Consider the following 13,646-nt stretch of genomic DNA (forward strand, 5'->3'; position numbering starts at 1 on the left):
GACCGGACGACTGGGGGGCGCTGCCGCTCGTCGTCAGCTCTCGCCGGGGAAGATCCAGGTGATGAGCGAGGCCGCGGACACCGCCAGGACTCCGACGAGACCCATCCAACGGGACCAGGCCGTCATGCGGCGGACCGTCTTCGCCCGGTCCTTCTCGTACTTCAGCAGCTTCTTCGCGTCGGACGTGAAGTCGTCTCCCGGCCGGCCGTGGACGGCCGACACCATCAGCCACGACGCGACGAGCAGCAGCAGGAAGGCCCCGGCGAGCAGGCCGATCACCCACCAGCGCGGCCCGGTGGTCATCTTGCTCAGGTTCTCCTGCCCCTTGAGCACGAACACCACCGTGAGGAGTCCGGTGAGCGTGGCCAGGAAGTTCCGGTACCCCTCCGCCTGCAGGACGGCGGCCCTCAGCTGCTCGGGAGGCGTGGCCATGGCCCGTACGCGGATGTCGGCGTCCCGCAGCTCCTGCGTCGTGAACTCGTCCACGGTCACCGACCGAGCCCGCGCGGTGGCAGCGCGATCCAGAACGAGGCTCCGCACCCGTCCGGTACGGCCGCGGGCCGGTCCACGTGCCAGGTCGGACACTGGCACATGGCGAACTTCGGCCCACCGTCGTCGAACCCGCGCGGGCCGGGCCCGGCCGGCCCCTTGGCGACGTACTGGATGTCCTCCCAGACCCGGGTGGTCACGCACCGGCACTCCGGACACTCCCCGGTGGCCTGCACGCGCCCGTCACCCCGGGACTCCCAGAGGAAGGTGGTGAGCGGCTGGGTGACGGGACGGTCCGTCTGCCGGTAGCGAGCGGTGGAACTCATGCGCACGGTCCTCCAGGGGTGGGCAGGTCGAGCCGGAACAGTCGCTGATACCTACGGAGCCGGGCGAGCACCTCGTCCTCGCTCTCCTCCGTCTCCTCGGAACAGAGAACGACGTGTTCCCGTGTGACGGTTTCCGAGAGGGCGGGCGCGCGTCCGGTCAACTCCACGGTGAGTACGACGACGTCCCGCCAGTGCGGCACGATGTCCCGCTCGAACACGTCGGGTTCGAGGACGGTGACGTCGAGCCCGAGCGCGGCGAAGGGCGCGTAGCGGTCGTACGTCCTGCCCAGCGTCCAGCCGAAACGGCCGGCGACGAGGACGAGTTCGATGGGGCCGAGGAGACCGGAGCCGAGGAGCCCCGTGTCGAAGGCCGCCAGATCGAAGTCGTTCGGTTCGAGGCCGGCGAGGGCGCCGGTGACCTTGCCGGGGAGGGGCGGGCCGCCGATGCCCCGGTACGCGTCGAGAGCGGCCGCGGCTTCGCCGAGGGTGCTGCGCCGGGCCTGGGCGATCGCGAGGAGGCCGCGGCAGGTCAGCGCGTTCCGGAAGATCGCGTGGCCCCCGTATCGGCGTGTCAGGAAGGTCAGTTCTCCCCGTCGCATGGGCGCGATGCGTCGCGCGTCCTCGGGAAGCCGGGGCAGCCGCAGGGGCAGCCGGGTGTCGACGGAGGCCAGTTCGTCGACGACGGTTCCGAGCGTGATGCGGCGGCTGCTCGCGTAGGACAGAAGGAGGGGAACGCTGACAACTCCGCCGTCGGGTCCGTTCAGGTCCGGGTGGAACAGGTCCGGGCGGAACGCGAAGTCGAACAAGTGTCCGAGAGTGGGGGAGTGGTGATTGAACTGATCGACGATGGCGTCGACGGGATCGGAGAGGAGTCCGCACTTCTGCATCAGGGTGATGTCGCGCCGGAACTCCTCAGGGGTGGGACGAGGGTCCCGGGAGTGTGCGCGGTGGACCAGTGCCCATGATCCGAGCGGTGACTGGAGGGAGCGGCTCGCACGGCGTGGGGAGCGCAGAACGGACCAGGGGGGAGGGGTCCAGGACGAGCACTCGGGCGGCACGTCCGGCGCGGAGATTCCCGTCGCGGGCGCCAGGTCGTCGACCTCGCGGGCGAGTTCCCCGAGAGGGCGCTGCAGGGTGACGCTCCGGGTGAACAACTGCTGCATGGACAGGGGACCGGCGGGAAGCCAGGGCTGCGACCCGTCGGAGTCGCGTGACAGCAGCTTCCGTTCGGTGAACGTGAGCGGTCGGTGATCGAGGGTCTCCTCGCCCACCGCGTCACCTCGCAGGAAACCGAGTGGCTCCAGAGCCGTCATCCTCTCGGTGAGACGGCGTCGCTCCGCGGGCTGGGCCACACGCGTCATCAGGTCGACCGGGTGCACCGTGGCAGGACGCCACACATCCTGCTGGGGGTCGAACGCCGAGAGGAACGCCAGCTCCGGCGCCCGCATCTTCCAGCTCAGGTCGACGGACTCCAGGACACCCGGGTCGGGAATGTCGACACCGAGGCGAACGAGGGAGCGCAGTCCGGGCAGGAGCTCGGCCGGTGACACACCGAGGCGGGCGGCCACGGTCAGGAGAGGGGCGTGCGGTGCCGGTCTCATGGGGGAGTGCTGCAGACCGGCGGCCACCTGATAGAAGCGGCACAGGTCGACGAGGGGCCTGTCGGGCGTTCCTATGGAACGCAGCTCCGCGAAGCTCCGTACAGCCGGGACGTGGGCCCCCGCGATGGCGTAACGGCGCAGTGCCCGGATGCTCTGGGACAACGGGATCTCGGCGACCATCGCTGCTTTCATGGCGGGAAGCCAGCCATTGTCGAAGGCGTCGGAGGACACCAGTACGGCGTCAAGGCCGATGGGCCGAGGGTACTGGTCGGATGTCGGCAGGCACTTCTGGTGCGATCCCACTCCCAGGGCGGAGAGACGCCACCTGCGCACCAGATTCACACCGTACCCGGGGGAAGGACCGGGGCTCGCGAACTGCATGTGATCGTTGTCCATGGGGAGAACGCCTGTGCTTCGCAGCGGGGTACGGGTGGCGGTCGTGTCATCGCTGTCCGCGTCGGGTTCAAGGACGCCGACCGCTTCCGGCGCCAGATGGTCGAAGAGACGGACGGTGATCCGAGGCTCGTCCACCGCCAGACCCCACAGCCAGCGCAGGGAGACCTCGTCCATCGCGCGGGCCGCCTCCGGGGTCCCGTCAAGGATCTCCTCAAGCACGGCCTTCCCGGCATAGGACACCAGGAAGTTCCGGTTCACGCTCGGCACCGGACGGTGCCGCTCCCGTAGATTGAAGACATAGCCCGTGACCTCGGGGGCCTCCTCCACCACAAGCCCGTCGAGCAGGAGTTGTCCCGTGCCCTGCACGATCCAGCAGTCCTCGCCCGCCCGCACCGGCGCGCCGAACCACTGACCGGCCCTCCGCGCCGACGCCCGCAGCACCCCCGGCTCCCACACCTCCGACCGGATCTCGTTGCCCTCCCGGTCGCGCTCCACCGCCGTCACCGGGAAGTCGCTCACCCACAGCAGCCGCCGCAGCGTTTCCACCACCGACGGTGGCGGGCCCTCGTCCGGATCGGCGTTCAGGTAGAGGCGGACGGTCGTCCCGCCCAGCACCGGTGCGTCGTTCGAGTCGCCGATCTGGAGGAGGCCGGAACCCGACTGGACGGTGGCCTTGAGCGGGGCGACGTCATGGGCGGGATTGCCGAACGCGTCGACGGAGGAGGTGTTGACCACGACCTCCTCGGCCAGCATGAAGTAGCTGAACACGCCGATGCCGAAACGGCTGTTGAAAGGGACCGGCTTCAGGCCGGCCCGGCGCCAGTTGCGGCGTTCCTGGACGAAGTCGGGGTCCTGCTCGTACCGCTTGCCGGCCCGGGCGAACATCGACGTGAGCTTCTCGCGGCTCATGCCGGAGCCCTCGTCGCGGCATTCGATGTAGGACCGGTCGCCGTCGTACCCCTGGACGAAGCGAATCCCGGGCAGCTCGTCGTCCGCGCCCCGGAAGCGCTTCTGGTCGCGGCCGTACTCCCTCCGCATCCACCGGTGGCGGCACGCGTCCAGCGCGTTCTGGTACAGCTCGCGCACGGCGAGCATCCGGTCGCCGTACAGCTGCGTGCCCATGAGCAGCGGGCGGATCTCGTCCTCCGCGAGGCGGAACCGTTCCAGCGGCTTCGTGTATCCCCGGTCGGCCGGTTCGAGGAACTCGGTGTTCACCCGCCGTGGCACGCCCCGCAGCAGGTCGGGCGCCTTGCGCCGTTCGTCCTGCCAGCGGCGGTGCCGGGCGCGGACCGAGCCGTCGGCGGTGGCCGCGAGCTCTTCGAGGGCCGCGTGGAGTGCGGGGTGCGGGCAGGCGAGCCGCAGTGAATACGTGGTGCCCTCGTCGCCCTCGGCCTCGAACACCTCCCAGCCGAAGTCGGCGAGTGCGCCCACCACATCGGGGGCGGTCAACGGCTCGTGCGCGCCCAGGTGGTCGACGAGCACGCTGGACATGCGGCGCGGGTCGGCGGCGAGCAGCGCCGCCAGCCACAGGAGGTAGGCGAGTTCCTCGCCGCGCCAGCTGTTGCCGGGCACCGGGCGGTCGTAGCGGCCCCAGTCGGGGCTGCCGGAGTCGTCGACGCGCGGGCTGGAGCCCGGGGCGACCGTCATGTGCGGCAGCACCCGGCGGACATGGCGGTCCACGGCCGACTGCTGGGGGCGGGAAGCGCCCTCGGCCGCCGCCGAGACGGCGGCGACCACCATGTCGAGGAGCTGGTTGACGGCCGGATAGTCCGGGGCGCGGTCCCACAGACGGTCCCAGTCGGCGATGAACCGGTGGCGCAGCCAGTGGTCGGCGGCGGTGGCCGCGTCGGTCAGCTTCCGGCGCCGGAGCGTCGTGGCCGTGAGGTGGACCCGGGAGTGGGCGCGGCAGACGTCGGCGGCCGCGTCGCACACCAGCCGGCCGTGCCCTTCGGCGGGTTCCCGGCCCCAGCCGTCCTTCGCCGGCCGGTCGAGGCGATCGGGGCGGAGCGCGGCGAGTTCGCTGAGGGCGACGGCGACGACGCCCTCGTGCAGCAGCGGTGCGGCGAGCAGCGCCGCCGTCTCGGCCGGCGCGAGCCGTTCGGAGCCCTTGAGTCGGGCGCGCTCGACGAGCTGGCCCAGCAGGTTCACGACGCGCTCGGGGTAGGAGGGGTCGTGCCACGGCGCGGTGAGTTCCGCGTCCGGACCGACGCGGCTCCGCGCGACCTCGGCCGCCAACAGCGCGAGTGCTTCCTTCACCCGCTCCTGGGCCTCGGCGCTGCCCGACGTGTGCTGCCACAGGACCGAGCCCGAGAGGAGCCGCTCCCAGCGGTCGGTCTCCTCGGAGCCGTTGCACAGGGGCAGTTCGCGAGCCCAGCCCTCGCGCCCCGGGGCGGCCTTGAGCTCGACGGCCGGCGGCCGTCCGTCCAGCTTCCGCATGAACCGGTTCATGCGGGCCTGGACGAAGTCCTTCACCTCGCCGAGGGCCTGCGGTGGATGGACCGGCGACAGGGCCTCGGACAGGGCGTGGCCGAAGTAGCTGCCGCGCTCGGGGTCCGCGAACGCCGCCTGACCCCGGCCGGTGGCGAACAGCCAGGCCACGTTCTCGTACGCGTTGCCCACCACCGGCCGGTCGCCCTTCGGCGCGGCGCCAGGCGTGTCGGTGCGGCAGACGTCGAGGCAGACGACGACGGACACACCCTCGGGAACGTCGCCGAGGAGGTCGGGGACGGTCGTCTCGATCAGCGTCTTGGGGATGAGGGCGTCATCGGCGGCCCGGTGGCGGGCGCTTGAGGGCAGGACGTAGTCGCGGTTGTCGATGGTGACGCCGTGACCGGAGACGTAGACGAGGGCGGTGTCTCCCGGCGCGCAGGCCCCGAGGAAGTCCTCCATGGCCTGCGTGACCATGTCCTTGGACGTGTCGCGGTTCTCTTCGAGCCGGTGGCCCGGATGGAAGGACGTCACCCGGTAATCGGCTCCGCGCAGGGCCTGTTCGACGCGGCGGACGTCTTCGTCGACGCATTCCAGGGGCGGATACTGCTTCTCCAGGCGGGGGTTGCCGGCCAGGTTGGGCGTGTCCCGGACCCCGATGAGCAGGGCCCTGCGGACACCCCCCTTCGGTGCCGTCCCCGTCTCCGTACCGGTTTCCGCCGTGGTGCTCACAAGCCCCCGCTCCCGTTTCCGTCGTTCCGCCCCGGTCGGCCATGATTCCAGACCCGTACCCTCGGCATGTCGTCGAAGAGCAAGGGGGAACGGCTGTGGCTATGAGTCTGCGGAAGGTCGAGGAGGCCGCGCCCGCGCTGGTGAGTCTCTACAAGGAGGCCGGGGCCTCGCTCGCGCGGCACGGGATGGGCGGGCAGCGGGTCGCCGTCTACCTCGTCATCGACTACTCCGGATCGATGAAGCCGTACTACGCCAACGGCGCCGTCCAGGCCCTCGCCGACCGGGTCCTCGGGCTCTCCGCGCACCTCGACGACGACGGGCGGGTGCCGGTGGTCTTCTTCTCCACCGGCATCGACGCGGAGACCGAGATCCGGCTCGACGACCACGTCGGCAGGATCGACCGGATCGTCGCCGGCCTCGGCCACATGGGGAAGACGAGCTACCACCTCGCCATGGACGCCGTCATCGACCACTACCTGGACAGCGGCTCCACCGCGCCCGCGCTCGTCGTCTTCCAGACGGACGGCGGGCCGATCAACAAGCTCGCCGCCGAGCGGTACGTCTGCAAGGCGGCCCGGCTGCCGATCTTCTGGCAGTTCATCGGCTTCGGCGACCCCGGGAGCCGGCAGTTCGAGTTCCTGCGGAGGCTCGACGAGCTGGACGTGCCGGCGAAGCGGCCCCTGGACAACGCCGGCTTCTTCCACGCGGGCCAGGACCCGAGCCGGGTCCCGGACGCCGAGCTGTACGACCGGCTCGTGTCCGAGTTCCCCGCCTGGCTGGCCGCCGCACGGGCCCAGGGCGTCGTCCGGTCGTGAGCCTCATGGCCGCTAAAGGGCTGGCCCCCGGCCGCGGCCGGGAGTGATCATGACGCCATGAGTTCTCTCGTACGCCACGTGACCATCGACTGCGCCGACGCCTACGCCCTGGCGAGCTTCTGGGCCGCCGCCCTCGACGCCAAGCTCGCCGACGACGACTTCCCCGGCGACCCGGAGGCCCTCGTCGACTCGCCCGGCGCGAACCTCCTCTTCATCCAGGTCCCGGAGCCGAAGGCGGTGAAGAACCGCGTCCACCTCGACCTCCAGCCCCAGGACCGCACCCGCGACGAGGAGGTGGAGCGGCTGCTCGCCCTCGGCGCCACCCTGGTCGACGACCGCCGGAACGCCGACGGCACCGGCTGGGCGACCATGACGGACCCGGAGGGCAACGAGTTCTGCGTGGAGCGCAGCGCGGCGGAGCGCGCGGCGACCGCCTGAACCCACTGGCGAGTCCGGAGTAATCCGGACCGTGGTGGTCGGGTATCAGGTGTTTCCTGGACTCATGGGAGACACCGGATACCCGACCACCACCTGGCCGGCCTTCGAGGCCGCCGAACCCGAGCTCGCCGCGATCGTGCGGGAGCGCTTCGGGCAGCACACCCACCACGCCCTCGCCACCGTGCGGAAGGACGGCTCGCCCCGCCTCAGCGGCATCGAGGCGGACTTCCGAGGCGGCGAGCTCTGGCTCGGCATGATGCCGAACTCCCGCAAGGCGCTCGACCTGCGCCGCGACCCCCGGTTCGCGCTGATGGCCAACCCGGGCCCCGGCACCGACATGGGCGGCGGGGACGTCCGGATCTCCGGGAGGGCGGTCGAGATCACCGACCAGGGGGCCCTCGACCGGTACGCGGCCGAGGCGGGCGCGCCGCAGCCCTTCCACCTCTTCCGGGTGGAGCCGACGGAGGTCGTACGGGTCTGGGTGGACGGCGAGGAGATCGTCTTCCGCAGCTGGGCGCCGGGGCGTCCGACGCGGACGATCCGGCGCGGCAACGACGACAGCCCGCCGAGGCAGGAGGCCTGACCCCTGGGTCGCACGGGCCGGGTGGGACCAGAATGGGCACGTGCCGAACACAGCAAGCAAGAAGAAAAACCAGGTGAGCGGCGGGCCCGAGCGGCGCCGTGAGCTCCTCGACACGGCGGCCGAGGTGTTCGCCGCCCAGGGGTACAACGCCACCACCGTCCGCAAGATCGCGGACGCCGCCGGGATGCTCGCCGGCAGCCTCTACTACCACTTCGACTCCAAGGAGTCGATGCTGGACGAGATCCTCGCCACCTTCCTGAACGAGCTGTGGGAGGGGTACGACGCAGTCCTGGACGCCGAGCTCGGACCCCGCGAGACCATCGAGGCCCTGGTCACCGAGTCCTTCCGGGAGATCGACCGGCACCGCGCCGCCGTCGCCATCTACCAGAAGGAGTCCCAGCACCTCGTCGGCCTGGACCGCTTCGGCTACCTCGTCGACTCGCAGCGCAAGTTCGAGAAGGCCTGGCTCGGGGCCCTGGAGCGCGGCGTCGCCGCCGGGGTCTTCCGCGCGGACCTCGACGTCCGGCTGACCTACCGGTTCGTGCGCGACACCGTCTGGGTCGCCGCGTCCTGGTACCGGCCGGGCGGGCAGCACAGCCCGGAGGAGATCGCCCGCCAGTACCTGTCGATGGTCCTGGACGGAATCGCCGTACGCGGTCCAGGGGCGTCCGGGGAGCCCGGGGAGCGGGGGGTCGGGGCGGGAAGGTCCTGAGGCGCACTATTGTTCCTGGTAGACATCCGGGACCTGTATCGCGAGTCCCGGGAGAGACAGCCGGGGCCCGTATCGGGTGTTCCGGGAGAAACAGCCGGGGCTCGCACCGCGTGTTCCCGGGTAGAGACAGCCGGGGCCCGCACCGCGTGTTCCGGGAGAACAGCCGGGGCCCGCACCGCGTGTTCCGGGAGAACAGCCGGGGCCCGCATCGCGCAGGTGCGGGCCCCGGCTGTGCCGCGCACCGGCCAGGAAGGCACGAATGACCCGCTCCGAACGCTCCCAGAGGCGCGGCCCCCGCACCGCCCAGGCGAAGTCCACGTCCCAGCCGAAGGGCCCCCGCGGCGGCCGTCGTCCCGCCGCGCCCCCGCCGCCGCAGGAGTTCACTCCGCCGGAGACGGTGACGCCCGCGCTGCCGCCCGTGGCGTCCTTCGAGGACCTGGACATGCCGGCCGCGCTGCTGCGGACGCTCGCCGAGCAGGGTGTCACCGAGCCCTTCCCGATCCAGGCGGCGACCCTGCCGAACTCGATCGCCGGGCGCGACGTCCTCGGCCGGGGGCGTACCGGCTCCGGCAAGACCCTCGCCTTCGGGCTCGCACTCCTCGCCCGCACCGCCGGCCGCCGCGCCGAGCCGACCGCGCCGCTCGCGCTGGTCCTGGTGCCGACCCGCGAGCTCGCGCAGCAGGTGACGGACGCGCTCACGCCGTACGCCTCCGCGCTGCGGCTGCGGATCACCACGGTCGTCGGCGGCATGTCGATCACCCGGCAGTCCTCGTCCCTGCGGCGCGGCGCCGAGGTCCTCATCGCCACGCCGGGCCGGCTCCACGACCTCATCGAGCGGGGCGACTGCCGCCTCGACCAGGTCGCCGTCACGGTCCTCGACGAGGCCGACCAGATGGCCGACATGGGCTTCCTGCCGCAGGTCACGAAGCTGCTGAAGCAGGTCGAGCCGGGCGGGCAGCGGCTGCTGTTCTCCGCGACCCTCGACCGGAACATCGACAAGCTGGTCAAGATGTTCCTGGACGACCCGGTCGTGCACTCGGTCGACCCGTCGGCCGGCGCGGTGACCACGATGGAGCACCACGTCCTGTACGTGATGGACGAGACCGACAAGAAGGCCGTCACGCTGCGGATCGCGGCCCGCGAAGGCCGCACGATCCTCTTCCTCGACACCAAGCGGTCCGTGGACCGGCTGGTCAAGCGGCTGCTCGCCAACGGCGTCCGGGCCTCCGGGCTGCACGGCGGCCGCTCGCAGCCGCAGCGCAACCGGACCCTGGACCAGTTCAAGACCGGCCAGGTCACCACGCTGGTCGCGACGAACGTGGCGGCGCGCGGCATCCACGTCGACGACCTCGACATGGTCGTGAACGTCGACCCGCCGATGGACCACAAGGACTATCTGCACCGGGGCGGCCGCACGGCCCGCGCGGGCGAGTCGGGCAGCGTCTTCACGCTGGTCCTGCCCGAGCAGAAGCGGGACATGGGCCGGCTGATGTCGAACGCGGGCATCCGCCCCCGGATGGCGCAGATCAAGTCGAGCGACGAGGAGCTCGCCGAGCTCACCGGCGCCCGGGAGCCCTCGGGCGTCCCCGTCGTCATCGAGACCCCGCAGCCGACCCCGGCGCGCAAGCCGGCGGCGGCCGCCGGCGGCACCGGCGGTGGCCGCCGCCGTCGCCGTCCGGCCGGATCCGGAAGCGGTGGTACGGGCACGGCCGCACCGTCCTCGGGCCGCGCCCCCGGCACGTCCGGTGGCCGCGGGTCCGCCACCCCCGCCGCAAGCCGGACCTCCGGAACCGCGACGGGCACGGGCCGGGGTTCCGGCGCCGCGACCGGCTCCGGACGGGCGGCGGCCGGTTCGGGGCGCGGCTCCGGCACGGGCCGGGGTTCCGGCGCGGGCGCCGGGCGCGGTGCGGCGGCGGGCGGCGGCCGGGGCGGGCGTCAGGCCCCGGGCACCAGCCGTTCGCGGAGCGCCGCGAGCTCGCGCAGCTCCAGGCCGAGGCCGACCGACACGTAACGGAAGAGGCTCCCGTACAAGGTGCGGACCTGGTCGAGGGCGGTGTCCAGGTACTCGTCCCGCACCTCCTGGAGCGGCACGATCAGGTCCGGGTTCTGCATGAGCCCGCCCTGCTTGAGGCCCTCCCGGACGCGCGCGTCGTACGCGGCGCGGAAGGTGTTGGAGGCCAGGTAGTCCGCGCGGGCGGCCTCGGCGGGCACCCCGAGCAGGGTGAGCAGGAGCCAGCTGGTCCAGCCGGTGCGGTCCTTGCCGGAGGTGCAGTGCAGGAGCAGCGGCCCCCGGCGGGGATCGGCCAGGTCCCGCAGGGTCGCCGCGAGGGCGGCCCGGTTGGCGGGGTCGGTGACGAAGGTCCGGTACACCTCGCGCATGAAGGCGGCGGCCCGGCCGCCGCCGAGCATGTCCTCCTGCCGCACCGGGTCGCGGGAGGAGATCGCGGCCATCAGCTGCCCGAAGAGGCCGTGGTCGGTGACGGGCCGGGCGACCGGGACCGGTCCCGCGGGCAGCCGGTCGGCGCCGTCGTAGCCGACCTCCAGGGGGATCCGCAGGTCGACCACGGTGCCGAGGCCGAGCCCGGCGAGGGTGGTGAGGTCGGCGTCGGTGAGCTTGGCGAGGTGGTCGCCGCGGTAGGCGAGACCGTGCCGGACCTGTGCGCCGTCGTAGGTGACGTACCCGCCGAGATCACGGACGTTGACCGCGCCCTGGAGCGGGATCTGCCGGATCGTCGTGGCGGTCGCGGAGCGGGGACGGGGGCGGGCGACGGCGGGCGGCGCGGCGCCGAGGAGCAGCGCGGCGCCGGTGGTGGCGAGCAGGGCGCGTCGGGACAGGGGCATGGCTGGGCTCCCTTACGGACTGACGGACGTACGGCCGGTGGCGGTACGGCAGACGGACTCGGGTGGGACAGCCGTGGGCGGACGGGCCCGCGGGGCTCTTCCATCTAACGTTAGTTAGGTGGTGTATCGGCGAGGAAGGTAGCAGCCGGAGGGGCCGAACGGGAGAGGTGTGCGCGCCCGGGTGTGCGGGCGGCTACTCCGTGAGGCGCTTGGTCGCGGCGCGCTGGCGCTGCGTCGCGCCCGTCAGGAAGCGGGTGATCGTCGCCAGTTCCTCGGTCGTGAACTCCTCGTAGAGCTCGGTCACTTCGCGCGCCCAGTCGTCGAAGAGCGGGGCGAGCTCGGCCAGCTTCTCGGGGCGGGGCTCGACGAGCACCCGGCGCTTGTCCGTCGGGTGCTTCACCCTGCGCACGAAGCCCTTGCGCTCCAGGCGGTCGACGAGTCCGGTGACGGAGGCGGGGGCCAGGCCCGAGTGCTCGGCCAGTTCCTTGGCGGTGAGGGGGCCGTGCCGTTCGAGCAGGTCGAGCGTCTTGGTCTCGGTGGCGCCCAGGTCCTGCTGGGCCGCGATCGCCGAGTGGAAGGCGACGGAGGCGGCGCTGGAGTCCCGGCCGGCGGCGGTGAGGGCGGCGATGGCCGCGTCCCGGTCCTGGCCCTGCCCGCTGTTCTGCCCGCTGCCCCGCTCGCTCATGGCGGCAGCCTAGCAAGATTCCTTTCGTTCGGCCGAACGAAAGACTTGTGATCACGGGCCGGCGTGTGGCACTTTTATTTCGTTCGCCCGAACGAAATAAATGGAGGGGTGGAGATGTCCACGACCGTCACGACCGCCGCCACCGGCGACCCGTTCACCGTCCATCCGCGCCGCTGGGCCGCCGCCGTCGTCATGATGGTCGCCGCCCTCATGGACCTCGTGGACGTCACCATCGTCAACGTCGCCCTGCCCTCCCTCGGGCACGGCCTCGGCGCCTCCGAGAGCGCCCTCCAGTGGACCGTCTCCGCCTACCTCCTGGGCTTCGCCGCGACCCTCGTCGTCGCGGGACGGCTCGGCGACCGGTACGGCCGCAGAGCGCTCTTCCTCGCCGGCACCGCCGGCTTCGGCCTCGCCAGCCTCGCCTGCGGCCTCGCCCAGAGCCCCGGCGAGCTGATCGCCGCCCGCGCCGTTCAGGGCGTCGCCGCCGCCGTGCTCATGCCCCAGGTCCTCGGCTCCTTCCAGAGCCTCTTCCGGGGCAAGGACCGCGGCAAGGTCTTCGGGATGTACGGGGCGGTGGCCGGCTTCGCCTCCGCGATCGGACTGCTGCTCGGCGGGGTCCTCACCGACGCCGACCTCTTCGGGCTCGGCTGGCGCAGCGTCTTCCTGGTCAACGTGCCCGTCGCCGTCCTCACCCTGGCCGCCGCCGTCGTCCTCGTCCCCGACACCCGGGAGCGCGCCGCCGCCCGGCCGCCGGTGCTCGGCAGCCTCGTCCTCGCCGCCGGACTCGTCGCCGTCGTCCTGCCGCTCGTCCAGGGCCACGGCTGGGGCTGGCCGCTCTGGGGGTGGGGCCTCCTCGCGGCCGGCGCCCTGGCGGTGACCGGGGTCGCCGTGCGCGGCGCGGTGCTGCCCCGGCGGATCTTCACCACCCCGGCCTTCTCGTACGGACTCGCCGTCCAGCTGCTCTTCGCCCTCGGCATGCAGGGCTTCTTCCTGGTCCTCGCGATCTGGCTGCAGGGCGGCCAGGGCTACACCCCGACCCAGGCGGGCGTCCTGATGGTCGCCTTCTCGGCGGGCGGCTTCCTCACCGCCCCGGCCGCCGAACCGCTCGCCGCCAGGCTCGGCCGGTACGTCCCCGTCGCGGGCGCGCTCCTGATGGCCGGGGGCTACGGCTGGGTCTGGTACGCGATGGACGCCGCCGCCCCCGTCCACACCGGCGCCTGGCCCCTGGTCCCCGGTCTCGCCGTCGCCGGTGCCGGGCTCGGGTTCCTCGTCGTCCCGCTCGTCGGCATCGTCCTCTCGGCCGCCCCGGCCGAACTCGCCGGCGGAGCCTCCGGCGTCTTCTCCACCGCCCAGCAGTTCGGCGGCGCCCTCGGCGCGGCCGTCATCGGCACCGCGTACTTCGCGGACCTCTCCCTCGCCGCCGCGATGCCCTGGGTCCTCGCGGCCTACGCGGCCGCCGCCGTGCTGAGCCTGCGGCTCCCGGCCGGCGGGAGGTGACGCTCCCTCACGGACGACACGGCGGGGGGGGGGGGGGGGGGGGGGGGGGGGGGGGGGGGGGTTTGGCTTGAGTTTCCTCCGCACCCCGTGATAGGGCGTGGCGA

At 72.6% G+C, this 13,646-nt stretch carries 11 protein-coding genes; 6 read left to right on the forward strand and 5 right to left on the reverse strand.

All coding sequences use genetic code 11. The features are described from left to right. Positions 1-33 precede the first annotated feature (33 nt). From ACZ7HT_RS23225 to ACZ7HT_RS23235, 3 genes are read right to left on the reverse strand one after another with little or no spacing between them, the layout of a single operon-like run. The gene (locus tag ACZ7HT_RS23225; RefSeq protein WP_471168946.1) at positions 34-486 is read right to left on the reverse strand and encodes a hypothetical protein; all 453 of its coding nucleotides are present in this window, start codon (positions 484-486) and stop codon (positions 34-36) included. Between the two features lie 2 nt (positions 487-488). Continuing rightward, entirely contained in the window at positions 489-815 is a 327-nt protein-coding gene (locus ACZ7HT_RS23230) for a hypothetical protein (RefSeq protein ID WP_471168948.1), read from the reverse strand. Beyond that, entirely contained in the window at positions 812-5,971 is a 5,160-nt protein-coding gene (locus ACZ7HT_RS23235) for an HD domain-containing protein (RefSeq protein ID WP_471168950.1), read from the reverse strand. Before ACZ7HT_RS23235 ends, ACZ7HT_RS23230 begins: the two co-directional genes overlap by 4 nt. Positions 5,972-6,072: 101 nt before the next feature. Between ACZ7HT_RS23235 and ACZ7HT_RS23240 the strand changes: the two genes are divergently transcribed. The 5 genes from ACZ7HT_RS23240 (at position 6,073) to ACZ7HT_RS23260 (ending at position 10,530) form a co-directional block, all read left to right on the forward strand. After that, positions 6,073-6,786, forward strand: coding sequence for a vWA domain-containing protein (locus ACZ7HT_RS23240; RefSeq protein WP_471168952.1), 714 nt, complete (start codon positions 6,073-6,075; stop codon positions 6,784-6,786). A gap of 57 nt (positions 6,787-6,843) precedes the next feature. Continuing rightward, positions 6,844-7,224, forward strand: coding sequence for a VOC family protein (locus tag ACZ7HT_RS23245; protein WP_471168955.1), 381 nt, complete (start codon positions 6,844-6,846; stop codon positions 7,222-7,224). Positions 7,225-7,288: 64 nt separating this feature from the next. Next, on the forward strand, positions 7,289-7,807 hold the full coding sequence (locus ACZ7HT_RS23250) for a pyridoxamine 5'-phosphate oxidase family protein (RefSeq protein ID WP_471168958.1): 519 nt from the start codon (positions 7,289-7,291) through the stop codon (positions 7,805-7,807). A 40-nt stretch (positions 7,808-7,847) separates the two neighbouring features. Further along, positions 7,848-8,519 (forward strand): TetR/AcrR family transcriptional regulator, encoded by a 672-nt coding sequence (locus ACZ7HT_RS23255; protein ID WP_471168960.1) that lies wholly within the window; start codon positions 7,848-7,850, stop codon positions 8,517-8,519. 259 nt (positions 8,520-8,778) lie between these two features. Continuing rightward, the gene (locus ACZ7HT_RS23260) at positions 8,779-10,530 is read left to right on the forward strand and encodes a DEAD/DEAH box helicase (protein ID WP_471168962.1); all 1,752 of its coding nucleotides are present in this window, start codon (positions 8,779-8,781) and stop codon (positions 10,528-10,530) included. Here ACZ7HT_RS23260 and ACZ7HT_RS23265 read toward each other — a convergent pair. Further along, entirely contained in the window at positions 10,455-11,360 is a 906-nt protein-coding gene (locus tag ACZ7HT_RS23265) for a tyrosine-protein phosphatase (RefSeq protein WP_471168965.1), read from the reverse strand. The two genes, ACZ7HT_RS23260 and ACZ7HT_RS23265, sit on opposite strands and share 76 nt — an antisense overlap. 193 nt (positions 11,361-11,553) lie before the next feature. Continuing rightward, positions 11,554-12,045: a MarR family winged helix-turn-helix transcriptional regulator gene (locus ACZ7HT_RS23270; protein ID WP_471168968.1), complete on the reverse strand. Its 492-nt coding sequence runs from the start codon at positions 12,043-12,045 to the stop codon at positions 11,554-11,556. Between the two features lie 114 nt (positions 12,046-12,159). Here ACZ7HT_RS23270 and ACZ7HT_RS23275 point away from each other — a divergent pair, with 114 nt between their 5' ends. Next, the gene (locus ACZ7HT_RS23275) at positions 12,160-13,542 is read left to right on the forward strand and encodes an MFS transporter (protein ID WP_471168971.1); all 1,383 of its coding nucleotides are present in this window, start codon (positions 12,160-12,162) and stop codon (positions 13,540-13,542) included. Positions 13,543-13,646 lie beyond the last annotated feature (104 nt).

Source organism: Streptomyces sp. NPDC037410 (genome assembly GCF_055602235.1).

Excerpts from the sequence above, each read along its gene's own strand:
- ACZ7HT_RS23230 (WP_471168948.1), bottom strand. The coding sequence starts at position 815 with ATGAGTTCCACCGCTCGCTACCGGCAGACGGACCGTCCCGTCACCCAG.
- ACZ7HT_RS23240 (WP_471168952.1), top strand. The coding sequence starts at position 6,073 with ATGAGTCTGCGGAAGGTCGAGGAGGCCGCGCCCGCGCTGGTGAGTCTC.
- ACZ7HT_RS23245 (WP_471168955.1), top strand. The coding sequence starts at position 6,844 with ATGAGTTCTCTCGTACGCCACGTGACCATCGACTGCGCCGACGCCTAC.
- ACZ7HT_RS23250 (WP_471168958.1), top strand. The coding sequence starts at position 7,289 with ATGGGAGACACCGGATACCCGACCACCACCTGGCCGGCCTTCGAGGCC.
- ACZ7HT_RS23260 (WP_471168962.1), top strand. The coding sequence starts at position 8,779 with ATGACCCGCTCCGAACGCTCCCAGAGGCGCGGCCCCCGCACCGCCCAG.
- ACZ7HT_RS23265 (WP_471168965.1), bottom strand. The coding sequence starts at position 11,360 with ATGCCCCTGTCCCGACGCGCCCTGCTCGCCACCACCGGCGCCGCGCTG.
- ACZ7HT_RS23270 (WP_471168968.1), bottom strand. The coding sequence starts at position 12,045 with ATGAGCGAGCGGGGCAGCGGGCAGAACAGCGGGCAGGGCCAGGACCGG.
- ACZ7HT_RS23275 (WP_471168971.1), top strand. The coding sequence starts at position 12,160 with ATGTCCACGACCGTCACGACCGCCGCCACCGGCGACCCGTTCACCGTC.